The organism is Candidatus Nanohalococcus occultus, assembly GCF_029207735.1.
GTDB classification, from domain to species: Archaea; Nanohalarchaeota; Nanosalinia; order Nanosalinales; family Nanosalinaceae; genus Nanohalococcus; species Nanohalococcus occultus.
In genome coordinates, this window is the sequence record NZ_CP104395.1 from 153244 (window position 1) to 170030 (window position 16787).

A 16787-nucleotide genomic window follows, 5' to 3' on the forward strand; every position below is an offset into this window, starting at 1 on the left:
GGTCATTATCTTTCACCCACGACGATTTTTACGTGAGCTGATTTTATCGACTGTCCTCTGTGACGCTTAGGTGTCCGAATCTTCGGACCTTTGTTTGTGACAACTTTCTGTACCTCTAGAGCGGCTGTGTTCAGTCCTTCGTTCTCTGCGTTGGCTTCCGCCAGGTTGAGAAGCTTCAAGACTTCTTCAGCTGCGTTCTGAGGATAACGTCCTTTACCCTGTCCGGATACGTGTCCGGCATCGGAGTCGAACTTTGTGGCTGGAACAGCCAGGTTTTTCTCCTGGACCTGTTCTAGCTTGTTGACTGCTTTCTCGAGGGAGTCGCCTTTTATCCAGCGACCGATCTCGGTACAGTGCTTCCAGGAAACTCGCAGGTTCTTTCCAACTGCTTTGGACTGATGTGGTTCTGTGTTAATAGGCACTTGGAATCACTACTTGAGTGGTACGTGCTGTGAGGATCTTGTTGCTCCAAGTCCTGGCGCACTGTGTGATACTTCCTTACGGGTTTTTGCTAGCTCTCCTAGGTAGTGGCCGAGCATCTCTTCGTCGATCTCTACTGGAACGAAGTCCTCTCCGTTGTAGACACCGATCTCCTTGCCCACCATCTCCGGTAGAACGATCATGGAGCGTTCGTGTGTCTTGACCGAGTCACTGTCTTCTAGGTCGTCGAGAAGCTTTTTCTCGTCTTCCGTAAGTCCTCTGTTGATTTTTCTTCTTCCTCTTGCGTTGAGGAGTTCTGCGAACTCTTCGTGACTCATTTCTCGGAGTTCTTCAAGCGTGTGTCCTCTGTACGTGAATTCGTCGCTCATTTTTACTCAGTCTTGTTGCCGGTCTTACGCGCCGATACAGATCCGACCTTGGATCCTGGGCTTGCGTGTCTTGAGACCGTCTTTGGCATACCTGGTTTTGCTGATCCACCGAATGGGTGGTCTACTGCGTTCATAGCAACAGCGGATACATGCGGATACTTCTTTCCGCGTGCTTTCATCGCGTGGTGCTTGTTTCCTGCCTTTACGAAAGGCTTGTCCTTACGTCCACCTGCTGCGACTTTACCGATTGTTGCTCTACACTGTGTGTTAAGTTTCTTGAAACTCTTTGATGGAAGCCGGATTCTTGTACCTCCTTTCTCGTGTGTTACAACGAAAGCGTAGGTTCCGGATGCTCTAACGAGCTTTCCTCCGTCTCCTGGCTGTGTTTCGATCGAGTGGATCGGAACACCTTCCGGGATCTCTCCGATTGGAAGGGTGTTGCCAGGTTCGATTGGTGCGGAAGGTCCGATGTGTACTTCGTCTCCTTCCTGAACTGTTTCAGGTGCGAGAATCGCTCTTTCCTCACCGTCTTCGTACTCCACTATTGCGACAGGAGCTGTGCGCGCAGGATCGTGCTGAATATCTACAACTGTTCCTGCTGTCTCTGCGTTCTTAATTTCTACATCGCCTTTGCCGTTTCTGGAGTTAGCACGCCATGTGCTGGACCCCTTACCTCGGCGTTGTTGTCTGATTGGCTCTCCCATCTTACATCATACCCATTTTTGTGGCCACGTTCATAGCATCGTCAGTCTCTGAAAGTCTGACAAACGCTTTCTTCTTGGCCTGTGGTGTGATCGTGGTGTTGACTTTTTTAACCGTGACATCGAATAGATGCTCGACCGCGTCCTCGATCTGCGGCTTGTTCGCATCGATGTCAACCATCAAAACGAGTGTGTTGTCCTCATCGACCTTATCCATTGCTTTCTCAGTCAAGTGAGGGTTCTCGATAACTTTCCAAGCTTTTTCTGTGTTCATAGTATCTTACTCGAAGAGCTGGTCTTCTTCCAGCTTTTCGATTGCTGATTCACTCCATACACAAAGCCGTCCTGGCTCTGCTCCTGGTGCGAGTTTCTCAGCGTTTAGGTTTTCGACCCGGGTTACGTCTACTCCCGGAAGGTTGGATGCTGCCTTGAAGACTCCGTTGTCCTCTGCTACTACGACTAGAGGTCCGACACGTCGCTTGTACTTACGTCCACGGTTCGATCCTCGTCCGGCGCGAACCTTTTTCTTCTTGACGCGTTCAAGCTCTTCGGTCATTCCGTGATCCTCGAGGAGCTGTTTTAGTTCCTGTGTCTTCTCGATTGACTCGAGGCCTTCCTCGATGATCGGAACTTCTCCGTCGTAACGGTGCTGGGCTGATACAAGGTCTTTGTCTGTTGAAGCTGCGATTCCGCTTCGGATCGCCTTTCTTCTTTCCTTGTCGTTGACTTCTTCTTCCCAGTCTTTCTCGGCCTTCGGTGCGTGTGCGCGTCGTCCGCCACGGGTGTGCGGAGCCTTTGCTCCAACCCAGTAGAACTGGCTTCCTCTTGCGAGCATGGCCTTCTTCGGTGTTCTTGACATTCCGCGTCCTTTCTGGGTACGGAATGCGTTGCTTCTCTGTTTAATTCTTGTAACCTGCTTCAAACCTGCGTCTCTGTCCGATCCGTAGGACTGACGGTTCTTCGACTGAATTGATAGAACCGCTCTCTTTACGATGTCAGGTCTGACACGTTCGTTGAACTGCTTAGGTAGATCTGTCATTTTTTATCGCTCGATGTGTGTTATTTCTGGCTGTCCTGGGTTTTCGTCTTTCCGTAGAGCTGTTCTCAAACGAATAAGTCGTTTTGTAGCTCCTGGAACGCTTCCCTTGATTAGGATGTACTCGGACTTTAGCTCACCGTAGTTGGTGAATCCTCCTTCTTTCTGTACTTCCTGTCCGTCTTCTCCATGGGATAGGATGCGCTTGTTCTGCTCGGTTCGGTTGTTGAATCCCTGCTGTCCTGGTAGAGGGATCTTCCATGATAGCTTGTCCGGATGCCATGGGCCAACGTTACCGGCCTTTCTCCGTTTTTTCTGGGTCTTGTGACCTAGCTTCTTGATTCCGTAACGCTGAACAGGTCCTTCTGTTCCCCGTCCTTTCGTTACGCTGACAGCATCGGAGAACTCTCCTTCTTCGAATACGTCTGAGAAGTTGATCTCCTTTCCGATCATCTCTTCTGCGTAATCAAGTTTTTCTTCTACTGTGCCGCCGATCCCTAACTCAAAGTTCTCAGGCTTGGATTTGGAAATCCCTGCGTTACCTGGCTGTGTGTGTACTAGGAGTCGTACGTCTGTTATTCTTTCACTGTTTTCACGGGCTTTCTCGAAGTTGTCCATGTTGCCTTCCTTTGGAACGTCTACAGCTTTCTGTAGTGCCTTGGAAGGAGACTCTGTCCATGCCTCCGTGAAAACCTGCTTTCCGCTGTTAGGGTCCTCTGTGTAGAATCTTGCTCCGTAAACTCGTAGCGGAGGAACTTCCAGAACCGTTACAGCTTCTGCTACTTCTTGTCCTTTTGTTGCGCCTTCAGTATCGTCAATCATGAGTACTCTGGTCATACCTGCCTTGTAGCCCGCAAAGCCGAGTGGCTTCTGTTCATCTGAGTCTTCCCATGTGGAAATCTCAGGATACATTCGTTCTGCGCGGACTTTCGGCTTGAAACCGAGAGACCCACTTGTTGGTACATTTTTGTCTGCCATTGATTGTTCACCTTCAGAGGCCTCATCCGAGGCGTGAACTCCATAGAAACTATAGAGTAAGTAGAGAAGTGAAGCCAACCTTTTTAAACCACGTGAACCTGTGCTGCCCGCTCATCACTGAGAAAATACGTTCATTAACTTAGGCTTCAGCAGGTTCAAGAGGCAAACTTGCTTATTGGCTGGTCGGGGCTTTTCCACAAACGTTGTAACTCAGTAACTATCAACCCTTGATGTTGACGATCGGCTTCATCTTCGCCACTTTCCGGCCTATATCCAGCTCGTCGGATACCTTGATCACTTCATCGACGTCTTTGTAGGCTCCAGGTGCTTCTTCTGCGACCGTTGAGCCTGAAACTGCTTTGACGTAAACTCCTTCGTGTTTCAGGTCTCTCTGTACGTCTTCTCCCCAGTAATCCTGTTTGGCTTGGGTCCGTGACTTCAATCGGCCGGCACCGTGAGCTGTCGAGCCGAATGAAACGTTCAACGAGTTCTGGCCGCCGACAAGTATGTAACTCGAGGTTCCCATAGTTCCGGGAATAAGAACCGGCTGACCTACGTCTTCGTATACCTCCGGCACTTCTTTACGGCCTTTCGGCATCGCACGGGTCGCACCTTTCCGGTGAACCAGTACGTCTACGTCTTTGCCGTCGACTTCATGAGTTTCTTCCTTCGCGATGTTGTGACATACATCGTATACCAAGTCAATCTCTGTCTCGCCGAATATCCTATCGAAACAGTCTCTGATTGCCTCGGTCATCGCCTGACGGTTACACCAAGCGAAGTTCGCAACAGCATACATCGCATCAATATAGTCCTGGGCTGGCTGGTCTTCAATCGGCGCATAGATTAGTTCTTTGTCCGGAAGGCTTTCTACTTCCTCCGGGTACTGTTTTTCGAACTTTCTGAGGTACTCCGTACAGGTCTGGTGACCTAATCCACGTGAACCCGAGTGGATCATAACCAGTATCTGGTCTTTTTCCAGACCGAACTTTTCTGCTACCTCTTCGTTGAAAATCTCATCGACCCGCTGAACTTCCAGAAAGTGGTTTCCGCTTCCAAGAGATCCGAGCTGTTTGATACCTCGTTTCTTAGCTTTTTCAGGCACCTTTGACGGATCGCCAGGCAATCGGCCGTTTTCCTCACAGCGTTCCAGATCTGATTCTTTGGCGTGACCGTTTTCCAGCATCCAGTCCATACCTTTCTCAAGTACTTCCTCTAGCTCGTCTTCATCTATATCGATGTAGCCTCCGCCGCCAAGCCCGGCAGGTATCTTCGAGTACATGATGTTTGCGAGCTGCTGTTCATGTCCTTCAATTTCTTCAGCTGTTAAATCAGTTTTCAGGACACGTACGCCGCAGTTTATATCGTAGCCGATTCCTCCGGGGCTGACAACTCCGTTTTCCATGGATACGGCTGCGACTCCTCCGATTGGAAAACCGTAGCCCTGGTGGCCATCAGGCATCACTATAGAGTGTTTCTGGATTCCTGGCAGGGTCGCGACGTTTTTAACCTGCTCGAGGGTTTTATCGTCCTTGATTTTCTCTAAAAGTTTTTCGGAGGCATAAATCCGCGCTGGAACGTTCATTTCTCCCTCTTTAGGGATCTCGTAAATATTTTCCTCTACTTTTTCGACTTCAATGCTCATGGATTGAAACTATCTCTCAATTCTTAAACAACAAGTTGTGGATCCGTGACTTTGTCGGCTAGATGTCTAGGACTGCTACTATCTCCCAGCCCTCGCCTTTGATGTAATCGACTTTCATTTCGCTGTAGGTCGGAGCCTTGATGTCCAGCAGTCCTTGCTGAGAGGTTATAGGGTCGGTCCAAACCGTTGCCTCTATACCGTAGCCGTTTTCCAGTTCCTCGATTTCCACTTCTTTCGGGCCTCCGACGGCGACGTTCTCAGTTTCCTGTAGGAAGATCAGCTCATCTAGGAAATCGAAGAGTAAGGCATCTAGGTTCTCTGATTCGACCTTTATCTTGTGTCTGGTGGATCCGCCTCCACCCCCAACTATATCGGCGAATGCTTTGACAGACTCGCTGAAAACCTCGTTTAAAGAATCTCCCTTCGCTTTGAACTTTACGTCTGCGGTGTGATCAAGTATCTCGTAACTCATTCAAGTTGCTCCGGGAACTTTCTTTCCAGAATTTTTCTTACCTGCTCTTGCTGTTCGTCGATTGTCATTTCGGTGTTATCGATCAGCACATCGTAGATATCCTTGGTGTTTTCGATCCCATAGTAGTCTTTGTAACGCCTCCAGTTTTCCTCATCTCTTTTCCTGATCCGTTCTTTGACTTCTTCAAGACTCTCGGATTTTTCCTCATTTTCTCTTTTACCTTCTTCCTGATCCTTCGAGACTCTTTTCGCTCGCTCCTCTAGGTCAGCGGTCAGATAAATTCTTAGATCCGAATACGTCCCGAGAACTCTTGAAGGAATCCTAGCCTCTATAACACAGTTTTCACTCAAACCTTTCTCTAAGGTGCGTCTATCGACTTTCAGATCCGTCTGCTTGTCAGCGACTTTTCCCAGCTCCTCTACCGTCATATCTCTGTCGGCAGCGATCCCTCTGAAGAAATCACCGGCAGAATAACAGTTAATTCCCAGTTCTTCCGCGATAAAGCTCGCTAAAGTGCCTGTTCCTGCTCCGCTCGGCCCGTCAACCGTTACAACTAGTTCGGAGGTTTTCTCATGATCTCCCTGAAATTCCTCGATGAAGCTCTCCATGTAGAAAATTTCCGGGCAGGAATTTTATGGTTTAACTAAGCCCAGGGTTGTTCGAAACCTTCGAACTCTCATAACTTGTAGAAATCTTGGGATATACGCCGGGACTGGGATTTGAACCCAGGAGGGCAGTTAAGCCCACTACCTTTCCAGGGTAGCACGATAGGCCAGACTCTGTCATCCCGGCTATGTAAGAAAACTATCTGTCGGAAGTATTAAGTTACACTCGGCTTCAACCGGTTTTCTTGAGGAACAAGCTGACTGTGTTCATCTCGGGAGCTTTCTCCGAATGAATCTTCTTCAGAGGAAAGTTGTTCAGAACTTCTTTGATTGCGCTTTCCGGCAGGTGAAACTGCCTTAAACTAGGCTCGTAGTCTTCTCTCATGGTTTCTCCTTTACCAAGTTTGAAGTTGATGTAAAGTACTCCGCCGGTCTTCAGAATCCGCGTAAGCTCTTTCAGTGCTTGCTGCATGTCTCCGGCAGCAGGGTTCAGGAAGTGTAGAACGGAGTTACACCAGATGCCGTCAAAGGTCTCGTCGTCAAAAGACAGGTCTCGGACATCCATCTTTGCGACCTCCAAGCCTTTCCGGCTGGCATCCTCCAAGAGATCTTCCGCGATGTCGATACCAACCGCGTTCAGCCCTATATCGTTGAAGTGTCTGATGTCTCTACCATGTCCGCAGCCCGCATCCAGTACTTTCCCGTTTTCTCCTATCAGCTTCCCGAACCGATCCATCATCCCTATGTACTCCGGGAACTTCTGTTTCATAACCTCGAGACTGTAATCTTGCTCGAACTTGGTTCTAGCATTGTTGAACGCCGATTCCATACGCGCATTTGAGTTACGGTCGGACATGTTAGAAAATTAAGTTCGCTGCTGAAAAAATGTTTTTCCCTTGTTTTTAGGTAGAATAATCGGAGGAATAGGAAAGTTCTTCGCTGTAGCCCTCGGCAACTGTTACAGTTCCGGAGGTAACCAGCAGCGACTCGTCGAGTCCTTCTATGCCTTCCAGGAATTTCTCGACTAGTTCGACCATTACTCGGTCAGTTCGACTTCGATGTCGACGCCTTCAGGTACGTGAACACGCATGACCTGTCGCAATGCTCTCTCCGACTCCATGATGTCGATCAGTCGGTTGTGTACATGCATTTCGTAACGTTCGATTGTTTCGGATCCCTCTCCGTCCGGAGCTTTTCTTGTCGGGATCTCAAGTTTATCTGTTGGAAGCGGTACAGGTCCTGATACCTTGGCGTTGTATTCCTCGCCAATTTCAACTATTTCTTGTGCCAACTCCTGAATCTTCGACTTGTCAGTCGATCGGAGTCTTACTCTTGCCTTCTGCATACTAAACTGATTTGAGCCAACTCTTATAAGTGATTTTAGATCCTGGAAGTCATCATAGGAACTTGTTTCGTATCTTATCCCAGGTCGTCTTGTTCCTGCTCATATCCGGTCTCTTAGCGGTCTTCCCTTCTGGATCTAGGTACCACTCATTCCCGTTCTCGTCGAGGTAAGGAACCAGCTCCGAGTCCTCGATTTCATTCTCTTCAGGTAGCTGGTACTTCGTATCTAAATATGACATCTTCCTATAGACTCTAGTGAACAGAAAAGTATTTGAATACTATTACAGTGTCAGTTCTTTACTTTTAACCGACTGTAGGAGGAAATGAAGGAAAATGTGTGGAGAAAGCCTTGCGGCTTTACTCCTTAGGTGTGACCGATAGAGCCATTCCGGCTCCGATGGTCTTACCCATGTCTCTGATGGCGAATCTTGCCATCTGAGGGATGTCATCGTTCTCCTCGATGACTAGAGGCTGCTGTGGTGTGATCTCGACGATCGCGGACTGTCCCTGCTCGATGTAGTCAGGTTCTTCCTCGATTGTTTCACCCGTTCTTGGGTTCATCGTCTTCTTGAGATCTGTGAAGGTACATGAGACCTGTGCTGTGTTAACGTGGAATACAGGTGTGTATCCTTCGCTGATGACGTTAGGGTGGTTCAGGATGATGACCTGTGCTTCGAACTTCTCTGCGACTGTTGGAGGGTTGTCAGCTGGTCCTGCTACGTCTCCCTTCTTGATGTCGTCCTTTCCAACTCCACGAGTGTTCCATCCGATGTTGTCTCCAGGTTCTGCGGAGTCAACTTCTTCGTGGTGCATTTCGATGGTCTTGACTTCTCCTCCTACGCCTGCTGGCTTGAAGGTTACGTCGTCTCCCTGGTTGATGCCTCCTGTTTCAACACGTCCAACGGATACTGCTCCGATTCCGGAGATGTTGTAAACGTCCTGAACTGGGATTCTCATCGGTAGGTCTACAGCCTTTTCAGGTTCCTGTAGATCGTCTAGAGCTTCAAGCAGTGTAGGACCTTCGTACCAGTCCATTTCGTCTGCGCGCTCTGCGACGTTCTTTCCTTCGAATGAGGAAATAGGGATGAACGGAATCTCAGATACGTCGTATCCGACCTTCTGAAGCATTTCGCCGACCTTGCCTTTGACTTCTTCGAAGCCTTCTTCTTCGTAGTCAGCAAGATCCATTTTGTTGACAGCTACTCTTAGCTGGTCGATTCCCAGTGTCTTTGCTAGGTATGCGTGCTCCTTTGTCTGAGGCTGAATTCCGTCGTCTGCTGCGACAACGAGAACTGCAGCGTCAGCCTGAGAAGCTCCTGTAATCATGTTCTTAATGAAGTCACGGTGGCCTGGTGCGTCAATGATTGTGAAATAATAGTTGTCAGAATCGAATTCCTGGTGTGCCAGGTTGATTGTAACTCCTCTTTCACGCTCTTCGTCCAGAGAGTCCATTGCGAATGCGAATCCGAATGTCTCCTTTCCTTTCTCTTCCGCAGCTTCCTCTAGCTTACGCATTTCTTCGTCCGGTAGGTTTTCAGTTTCCCAGAGCAGTCGACCGATGGTTGTAGACTTTCCGTGGTCAACGTGCCCGATAAATACGAGGTTAATGTGTGGTTTCTTTGCCATTGTTTGGATACCCTGTATATTAGATTATCAACCCGTCAAACTTTATAAACGAACCGTGAGTTCATCTTATTCTATTCTAGACTCTGTATGCTTGAGTTATTTCTTCAAATGAGTCATGTTCTCTCAGCTTTTCGACAGTCTTGCTTAAGTCCTCTAAGAGTTGAACTGCGGAATTAATCTCGACTTTGGCTCTTTTCCTCTCTAACTGTCCGTGTTCTCTGTGAGCCATGTCGTTTCTGTAGCTGATCAATTTCTGTACTTCTGAATATTGCTTTTGATCAATCAATTTTCCTGAAATTGGATCTGCCTCTGCTTCTTTGAGGGCTTCGCTCATTCGTTTGAAACCTGATTTTTCCCACTTTATCGTTCGAGCTTCTCTTTCTGAGCTGTATCTTTCCTCAATCTTCTCGATCCGCCTTTCTTCTCCTATGATATAAAGACATTTTTCGGCAGCTCTTCCTATAACAAAAAGTGCGGTTGAGTAGTATTCTGCGCATGCTAAATCTCGAGCTTCAAACATTTCATCTTCAAGTTCTCGAATCACATCTGCGGAGGATACATGAAGAAACATTTCGCCTAATCTTTGGTGAATCTTCTGTGTTACCGAATTTCTTTGTTTCCGATGTCTAAGAATGTTTGAAAGTCGGTGTTGTAGCCCATTCGCGTTTTGTTCCTCATTAAATCGATTTTCCTCTAGTCTCCAGAACAGGCTGGCTACATCCTGCTGGAACTCGTAGAACCAGTCTTCTTCTTGTAAGGCTTCTATGAAATAATCTAGCTTTTCTGAACTCTCCATTATTTGAAATACTGAGCTATCGCACTCTCTATAGAACGGTTCATATGAGATTTCTCCGTTTTTGTATGCTTTCTGTTTTTCTTCAAGGTTCTCGAGTTCTTCTCGAATTCTCCGGATTTCTCTTCCGTGAGAGGTGTAGCGGTCAATTATATTGAGATTGGATAAAACTGCGGGTGGTTCAAAGCAGTAATAATCGAAGTTTTCTCCCATAATCAACTTGAGAGTCCAAGCTTTATGCGATTTAGAAAAATTAGATGAGAAAAAGAAGAGAGGAGGGAATTTACTCCTCTACTTGTGGCATTTCTTGTTTCATGCCTTTGCGTTCTCGGATCTCCATCATCTTCTCTTCCTGTAGAGCGCGCTGCATTGGCTCGTAGATCAGGTCGACAAGACTGTAGAATCCTTTACCGTTCGTAGCTGACTTCAGTGCTGCTTCGAATCCGAACAGTTCCTCGACAGGTAGCTTACACTGGATGATAGCTGAGTCTCCTTCCTCGTCCATGTCGATGATGTCTCCACGGCGGTTGTTGACCTCTGTCATCGCATCTCCCATTGTATCGGATGGTGTATCGATTCTGAGGATCTGCTTTGGCTCGATCAGCTGAGGTCCTGCGTTCAGGAACCCGTTTTTGATCGCTCCTTTTGTTGCCGGGATCATCTGTGCTGGTCCTCTGTGGATAGCATCCTCGTGTAGCTTTGCGTCGTGAAGCTTGACTTTCAGACCGATTACTGGCTCGTTTGCCATAGGTCCTTCATCACAGAACTCGTGGAAAGCTGTTACCAGGTATTCCTGGATTTCACGGAGGTTCTTGATACCTCTGGATGAGTTGACGAAGACGTTTTCCTCGTAAACTTCCATGATGTTGTCTGCTTCGTCCTGGTCCATTCCGTGTTCTACTAGTGCGTCACGGACTTCTGTCTGGTCGTCGGATTCTCTTTGAAGATCTGCGTACTCTTCTTTGAGGAAGTTACGTAGCTCGTCGTCGATAGGTTCGACTGAGATCTCGAGTTTGTTGTGCCGGTTAGGGGACTTTCCGACTCTGACATCGCTTGCTTCACTGATTCCTTCACGGAATACAACGATAGGCTCGGAAACGTTGATGTCGATTCCTTTCTCTTCGAGGTGTCTCTCAACTTTTGCCTCGATGTGTAGCTCTCCGAGTCCGGAAACCTTTGTCTCTCCGGTCTCTTCGTCGATGTCTACCTTGATTGTGTTGTCTTCCTTGGAGCGTTTACGGAGTGTTTCGATCAGCTTTGGAAGATCTGATGTTCTCTTCGGCTCGATCGATTTTGTGACAACAGGTTCGAATACGTGTTCGATCTGCTCGAATGCTGTGATTTCTTCGTCGCCTTCCATGATGAAGGTCTCTCCTGTTGAGAAGTCAGGTCCTGTGATTGCCGCGATGTTTCCTGCTGGAACCGAGTCGATGTTCAGCTTACGTGGTCCTGAATAAATTCCGACCTGCTGTGCGCGTTCTGTCTTCTGAGATCCTAGTCCGTAAAGCTGGTCTCCCTCGCTTACTGTTCCGGAGAAAAGTCGTGCTGTTGCGATGGTTCCTGCGTGTTCATCGTCTTCAACGTTTGTTACAACTCCGACAAGCGGTCCATCTGCGTTCTGCTCTGCCATTGACCGGCCGACATCTGTATCAGGGTCTCCTGGCCATACAGCTGGGATTCTGTAACGTGCGGATTTTCTCGGGTCTTCGAGGTGTTCTACAACCATGTCAAGTACGACTTCCTCGATCGGTGCTTCCTCACGAAGTCCTTCGTGGTCTCCTTCGTTTACTTTCTCGATGATGTCTCCGAACGTGATGCCGGTGTCCTCCATGTAAGGAACGCTGATAGCCCAGTTTTTCAGTGCGGAACCGAATGCGACTGTTCCGTCGTTTACAGCCATTGACCATTCTTCAGCTGTTTCTTCGTCTGCGTACTTACGTAGAGCTGTGTTTACTTCACGGATGATCTTGGTGAATCTTTTCTGCATTTCTTCGGGTGTCAACTGCATCTCTTCGATCAGTCGATCTACCTTGTTGATGAATAGTACTGGCTTAACTCCCTCGTTAAGTGCCTGCTTCATGACGGTTTCCGTCTGAGGCATAACTCCGTCAACTGCGTCGACAAGTACTACTACGCCGTCTACTGCACGCATTGCTCGGGTAACGTCTCCTCCGAAGTCAACGTGGCCTGGAGTGTCGATCAGGTTGATCAGGTGGTCTTCTCCGTCGTGTTCGTGGACCATTGAGATGTTTGCGGAGTAGATTGTGATTCCTCTTTCCGCTTCCTGGTCGTCGAAGTCCATGAAACGCTGGTCTCCTGCCAACTTATCCGATATCATACCTGCTCGGGCAAGAAGGTTGTCTGTTAGTGTTGTTTTACCGTGGTCGATGTGCGCCGCGATCGCGATGTTCCGGATGTGTTCCGGGTCGTTGATCACGCCTTTGATTGCTTCAAGAGCTTTATCTGACATTTTATTTTTACACCTATACTATAAGTACAGAACCTGATCCAAGTTTTAAAAACAGTTTCCGATTTGCGGCTCTTCTTACAGGAAAAACCTGCGGAAAACTTTCTTGCTATATGGTTTGAATAGATCAACAAATCTTAGAGGGATATAACAGCGGTCGAAAACCTAATGAGTTGCTCCCTAAAGGACTCAGCCTGCTGAGTTTATCTATAATCTTCCGAAACTTACCTGAATATGATTTAACTGTTGGCGGTTAGCCGGAAGAGTTCGTTGAACAAGTAGGAAATATAGATAAGTAGGAAAAAGGTGTGGAGCTTAACGCGCTCCTTCTGCTTCCTTTTCCTTACGCTCTTTCTCTCTTACAGCTCGGATGTTGTCGTCTCCGTTTGCTGCTGAGATAAGCTCGTCGGCAAGGACTGAAGCCGCGTCGTTACTCTCTGTAAGACGGTCTTCGTAAGCTCCCTGGACTAGAAGCCTTAGAGCTAGGTCGACACGTCTCTGAGGTGCGACAAGAACGGCTTTACGTGCGCGCACTCCTCCGCGCTGGTATGTAACTACTTCTTCGGTTGGAGCAGAGTTTTCGATCGCATCGGCCAGAACCTGGAAAGGGTTCTCTCCGGTTTCTTCGTTGATCTGATCGAATGCGTTTTCAATTATCTTCCAGATCTTCTCGCTTGAACCTGTGTTGTGTCCCGAGGAAATGTAGTGTTTGTTTCCTCTGTGTCCTGCGACATACATTCGGTTCAACAGTCTTTCGACGATTGGAACATCTGCCTTGTAGAACTGTCTTTCAGAGTGTCTTCCTCTGCTTCTTGGAGCCAGAATGTTCTCGAGGCCGATGTAACGGACAAGTCCGTCATCTCCTACCTCGATGTCTGTGGCGTCGTATTTTCCGAAAGTCAACATTTCGTCTTCTACTTCGATCTTTGCTACATCGCTCATGGTATTACCTCGTTGGCTTCTCCGCGTCTCCTTCTACGAGACCCTTTAGTGAAACTCCGTTGACCTTAACGACCTGGTAACGTACCGTTGGAATATCTCCCTTAGGACCGGCTTTTGCTCCACCGATTCCTTCAATTAGTACTTCATCGTGTTCGTCGATGTAGTCGATCGCTCCGTCTCCTGGTGCGAAAGCTGTCAACTGTTTTCCGTTTTTAATTAGCTGAACGCGCACACATTTACGTAGCGCGGAGTTAGGCTGCTTAGCCTCAATAACTCGCTTTTCTAGTACAATTCCTCTTCCCTGAGGACTTCCCTCTAGGGGATCTGATTTCTCCTTTAAGTTGAGCATTCTTCGCTTGTAATCAATATCGCTCCAGCGTTGCTCCTGGCGCTTTTTTCGCATCTTACGTGCGCTGTATAAACCCATATCGCCATACTCGTACTTAACCTTTTTATACGGTCGGAGGTGAGTTTAGAGACCGGTGCCTGTCAGCGAAGGCATACTTGTTAACGCCAGGACTGCGATTATTAGAACTGTTACAATCGCTATCAGTGCTAAGGCTCCTTTCCCGAGTCCAAAAACTGTGCTTTTACTTGGCATGCTTGGCTTAGGTGTTTTGTTGTATATAGAGCTAAGTGTGGATGCTGCGGACTTGCTGCTGTCCAGCATTTTCTCGACGGTGCGGCTATCGGTCTCAACGATTTCTTTGGCTTCGTTTAGAGCTGTTTCGACTTGTCTTCTGGCCTGTCGAGGAAGTGTGTCGTCTTTTTCAAGAATTACTTCTAGGAGCTGTGCGCCGTGTTGAACTTCTTTCAAGGCTTGTTCATGTGTTTCCTGTAGTTCTTCGAACTCTTCGAGTTCCTGTTGTTCTAGTTCCTCGAGCTGTTCGGTCTCTGATTCTATGGTGTTTTCTTCCGCCTCCAGTTTCTGTTCCTGTTGTTCTTCTATTTTGCCTTCTTTGAGTGCGTCTGCTTCATGTTCTTTCTGGGCGAGTTTTTCTTCGTTCCCGATAAGCTTTCTTAGTCCTTGGTTGATCTTTTCGGATGCGCTTATTTCTTCGGAGAGGTGTCCTGTGATCTTTAACATCTCTTCCTGTTCCTGGCTGAGATTCGAATAATGTTTTACATCGCTGTGTAGCTCTTCGATACTGTCTTGGAACATTTTGACTCCTTCAAGTAGACTGTTGGTCTCCGGTTGACCTCCGGAACGTGTTAAGTTATCGTAGAATGTGTTAAACAGCTGTACTGACTGGTTAGCACGGTTCCCGGCCTCTGAAATATCTTGGTTTAGGTCGTGGAGATCCTGTCTGAGTTCTTTTACAGCCTGTCCGGTCTCCTCTACTGCTTGTTGTTCTTCCTTTTCTACCTCAGCTTCTTCTTGTTCGGTCTGTTCTATCTCATCTGCTACCTGTTTGGCATCGGCTCCTTGACTCTCTTGATTGGCTTCTTTTTTCTCCTCGTTTTCTATTCTGCCTATTTTCTGGTCCACATCGGACATGATGTTTTCAACGTCTTGGAACATGTCCCAGACATCTTCCTCGAGTTTTTCCTCTTCGTTTTCGTTACTCATACGGTCTTCTTAGAGAGCCTTGGATAAAAACTGTGCTGTTACCGGAGCAGGTAGGCTGCGGCAAGTAGTTCAACTCCTCCGATAATCGCCATCTGTTCGGCCGGTAGAACCTGGTAGAAGAGAACTGTTGCTCCGATCAGCAAGGCCGCGGGCATGATGTGGTCATTTGAGTTATCTTCTTGGATGACTTTCACGGGTTGTTTTTGCTCTGTTTTCAACACCCTGTTGATCTTTGAAGGTAGCTTGGCTATCAGATCTTTGTTCTTGATCAGGTCGATCGAAAAGTCTTTTGCGATATCTTCCGGCGAGTTCTGCTGTTTCAGTAGGTCTTCGGCAGTCTCCTCGTATTCCTCGGTGATCCGGAAATCGGGGCAGATCGTCAGGCCGATACCTTCGGTTGTCACAAGCGATTTACCCATCAAGGTAAGGCTTGAAGGCATCTGAAGTCCGTTCTCCGAGGCTTTTACGAACAGGTCGAACATCTCCTTGGTTACACTTACCTGTTTTAGACTTGAGTTGCTCAAGACCCGGGTCTTCTGTTCTACAACCTGTTCTACACCCGCCCGGTTGTACTCGCTTGATACAGTACCAAGATCCTCCATTACATCTACGATGTCCGAGGAGTTTTCCCGTATCAGGTAGAGTAACATCAGACCGAGTTTCCGGCTTTGATCCTGACTGATCGAACCCATCATCCCGAAATCCAGGTAGACAAGCTCTCCTTCCTCCGTTATCAGGAAGTTCGATGGATGTGGATCGGCGTGGTAGAATCCGTCTCTTATCGACTGTTTCATACCGGCCCGTACCGCGGTAGCAGCTATTTCCTCCGTGTCTATATCCAGCTCCTCCAGTTTTTCAAGATCCGTACATTTTACCCCTTCCACGTATTCCAGGGTCAAAACCTTTTTCGTGCTGACCTCGCCGTAGACTTCCGGTACCTTGATTTTCTCGTCGTCAGCGGTGTTTTCCTTGAAAAGCTTCGCGTTTTCCGCCTCCCGCTCGAAGTCAAGTTCCTGTCTGGTCCAGCCCGAAAACTCCTTTACGAACTTCAGAACCGACATCGATTTCATCTTGCCTATGTGCTTTCCACCGTAGTCAGCACATTTTTCAAGTATATCCAGGTCTCTCTCAACGACTTCCTTGATGCCGGGTTTCCGAACCTTCAAGACGACGTCTTCGCCATTGTACTTTGCCCGGTGTACCTGAGCTATAGAGGCAGAAGCCAACGGCTCTTCATCTATGCTATCGAACTTCTCCAGCCCGATTTCTTCCTCAATTATCTCCTCGATACGCGAGTAATCTATTTTCTCGACGTCGTATTCAAGTTTTTCCAGCTCCCTCCGGTAGTTTTCCGGTACAAGATCAGGTCGTTCCGCAAGAATTTGCCCGAGCTTGATGAAAACCGTTCCCAGCTCTTCCAGTAGCTCCCGGAACTCTTCAGGTCCGTTTACGTCACTGGACATCACGCGGTAATGGAAGTGTAGATGGCTTTCAAGATCAAGTTTCTTGATTAAAATGTTGAAGCCGTGGTGTGCGACCTCCTCTACTATCTCTTCCAGTCTTTCAATGTCCTCTATGTCTTTTGAGATCCGGTTCACAAAGAAACTGTGTTCTTACTGAATAAGTAACCTGTAGGTAAGGTAGGCCTGTATCACTTGTTCGGGCCGCCGTCGGTTGTAGCTATCTCTGCGTGGATCGAGGTACTGGCTCAACGCTTGTGGTCTCGAAAACTCTCTTAGGGTTCTGAAAGCAGAAGATCTCCGGTCTTCGAGTTGGACAGAACCTGATCCTTGCGATGT

20 protein-coding genes and 1 tRNA gene are annotated in these 16787 nt (G+C 47.9%); all 21 read right to left on the bottom strand.

The window, feature by feature from the left end; all coding sequences use genetic code 11:
* Positions 1-5: 5 nt before the first annotated feature.
* A complete protein-coding gene (rplV, locus tag SVXnc_RS00865; RefSeq protein ID WP_347722077.1) occupies positions 6-422 on the bottom strand; it encodes a 50S ribosomal protein L22 in 417 nt (138 codons plus the stop codon).
* A 9-nt stretch (positions 423-431) separates the two neighbouring features.
* The gene (locus tag SVXnc_RS00870) at positions 432-809 is read right to left on the bottom strand and encodes a 30S ribosomal protein S19 (RefSeq protein ID WP_347722078.1); all 378 of its coding nucleotides are present in this window, start codon (positions 807-809) and stop codon (positions 432-434) included.
* Positions 810-811: 2 nt separating this feature from the next.
* Positions 812-1513: a 50S ribosomal protein L2 gene (locus tag SVXnc_RS00875; protein WP_347722079.1), complete on the bottom strand. Its 702-nt coding sequence runs from the start codon at positions 1511-1513 to the stop codon at positions 812-814.
* Between the two features lies 1 nt (position 1514).
* Positions 1515-1784, bottom strand: coding sequence for a 50S ribosomal protein L23 (locus SVXnc_RS00880; RefSeq protein ID WP_347722080.1), 270 nt, complete (start codon positions 1782-1784; stop codon positions 1515-1517).
* Between the two features lie 6 nt (positions 1785-1790).
* Positions 1791-2549, bottom strand: coding sequence for a 50S ribosomal protein L4 (gene rplD / locus SVXnc_RS00885; protein WP_347722081.1), 759 nt, complete (start codon positions 2547-2549; stop codon positions 1791-1793).
* A gap of 3 nt (positions 2550-2552) precedes the next feature.
* Positions 2553-3524, bottom strand: a complete 972-nt coding sequence (locus SVXnc_RS00890) for a 50S ribosomal protein L3 (RefSeq protein ID WP_347722082.1) — start codon at positions 3522-3524, stop codon at positions 2553-2555.
* A 220-nt stretch (positions 3525-3744) separates the two neighbouring features.
* Complete coding sequence (locus tag SVXnc_RS00895) at positions 3745-5169, bottom strand: RtcB family protein (RefSeq protein WP_347722083.1); 1425 nt, start codon at positions 5167-5169, stop codon at positions 3745-3747.
* 58 nt (positions 5170-5227) lie between these two features.
* A complete protein-coding gene (locus SVXnc_RS00900) occupies positions 5228-5641 on the bottom strand; it encodes an archease (protein WP_347722084.1) in 414 nt (137 codons plus the stop codon).
* The gene (cmk, locus tag SVXnc_RS00905) at positions 5638-6249 is read right to left on the bottom strand and encodes a (d)CMP kinase (protein WP_347722085.1); all 612 of its coding nucleotides are present in this window, start codon (positions 6247-6249) and stop codon (positions 5638-5640) included. Before cmk ends, SVXnc_RS00900 begins: the two co-directional genes overlap by 4 nt.
* 96 nt (positions 6250-6345) lie before the next feature.
* A tRNA-Ser gene (locus SVXnc_RS00910) sits at positions 6346-6433 on the bottom strand.
* A 45-nt stretch (positions 6434-6478) separates the two neighbouring features.
* Complete coding sequence (locus SVXnc_RS00915; RefSeq protein ID WP_347722086.1) at positions 6479-7102, bottom strand: class I SAM-dependent methyltransferase; 624 nt, start codon at positions 7100-7102, stop codon at positions 6479-6481.
* A gap of 46 nt (positions 7103-7148) precedes the next feature.
* Positions 7149-7283, bottom strand: a complete 135-nt coding sequence (locus SVXnc_RS00920) for a hypothetical protein (protein ID WP_347722087.1) — start codon at positions 7281-7283, stop codon at positions 7149-7151.
* Positions 7283-7591, bottom strand: coding sequence for a 30S ribosomal protein S10 (gene rpsJ / locus SVXnc_RS00925; protein ID WP_347722088.1), 309 nt, complete (start codon positions 7589-7591; stop codon positions 7283-7285). The genes SVXnc_RS00920 and rpsJ overlap by 1 nt, the downstream gene beginning before the upstream one ends.
* Positions 7592-7643: 52 nt before the next feature.
* Entirely contained in the window at positions 7644-7829 is a 186-nt protein-coding gene (locus SVXnc_RS00930) for a hypothetical protein (protein ID WP_347722089.1), read from the bottom strand.
* A gap of 118 nt (positions 7830-7947) precedes the next feature.
* Positions 7948-9216 carry a translation elongation factor EF-1 subunit alpha gene (tuf, locus tag SVXnc_RS00935; RefSeq protein ID WP_347722090.1) on the bottom strand — a complete coding sequence of 423 codons (1269 nt, stop codon included), beginning with the start codon at positions 9214-9216 and terminating at the stop codon, positions 7948-7950.
* 76 nt (positions 9217-9292) lie between these two features.
* Complete coding sequence (locus tag SVXnc_RS00940) at positions 9293-10222, bottom strand: hypothetical protein (protein ID WP_347722091.1); 930 nt, start codon at positions 10220-10222, stop codon at positions 9293-9295.
* Between the two features lie 70 nt (positions 10223-10292).
* Complete coding sequence (locus tag SVXnc_RS00945; protein ID WP_347722092.1) at positions 10293-12479, bottom strand: elongation factor EF-2; 2187 nt, start codon at positions 12477-12479, stop codon at positions 10293-10295.
* Positions 12480-12791: 312 nt separating this feature from the next.
* Positions 12792-13418 (bottom strand): uS7 family ribosomal protein, encoded by a 627-nt coding sequence (locus tag SVXnc_RS00950; RefSeq protein ID WP_347722093.1) that lies wholly within the window; start codon positions 13416-13418, stop codon positions 12792-12794.
* Positions 13419-13422: 4 nt separating this feature from the next.
* The gene (locus SVXnc_RS00955; RefSeq protein WP_347722094.1) at positions 13423-13845 is read right to left on the bottom strand and encodes a 30S ribosomal protein S12; all 423 of its coding nucleotides are present in this window, start codon (positions 13843-13845) and stop codon (positions 13423-13425) included.
* 45 nt (positions 13846-13890) lie between these two features.
* Positions 13891-14988: a hypothetical protein gene (locus SVXnc_RS00960; protein WP_347722095.1), complete on the bottom strand. Its 1098-nt coding sequence runs from the start codon at positions 14986-14988 to the stop codon at positions 13891-13893.
* A gap of 38 nt (positions 14989-15026) precedes the next feature.
* Positions 15027-16586 (bottom strand): ABC1 kinase family protein, encoded by a 1560-nt coding sequence (locus SVXnc_RS00965; protein ID WP_347722096.1) that lies wholly within the window; start codon positions 16584-16586, stop codon positions 15027-15029.
* Positions 16587-16787: the final 201 nt, after the last annotated feature.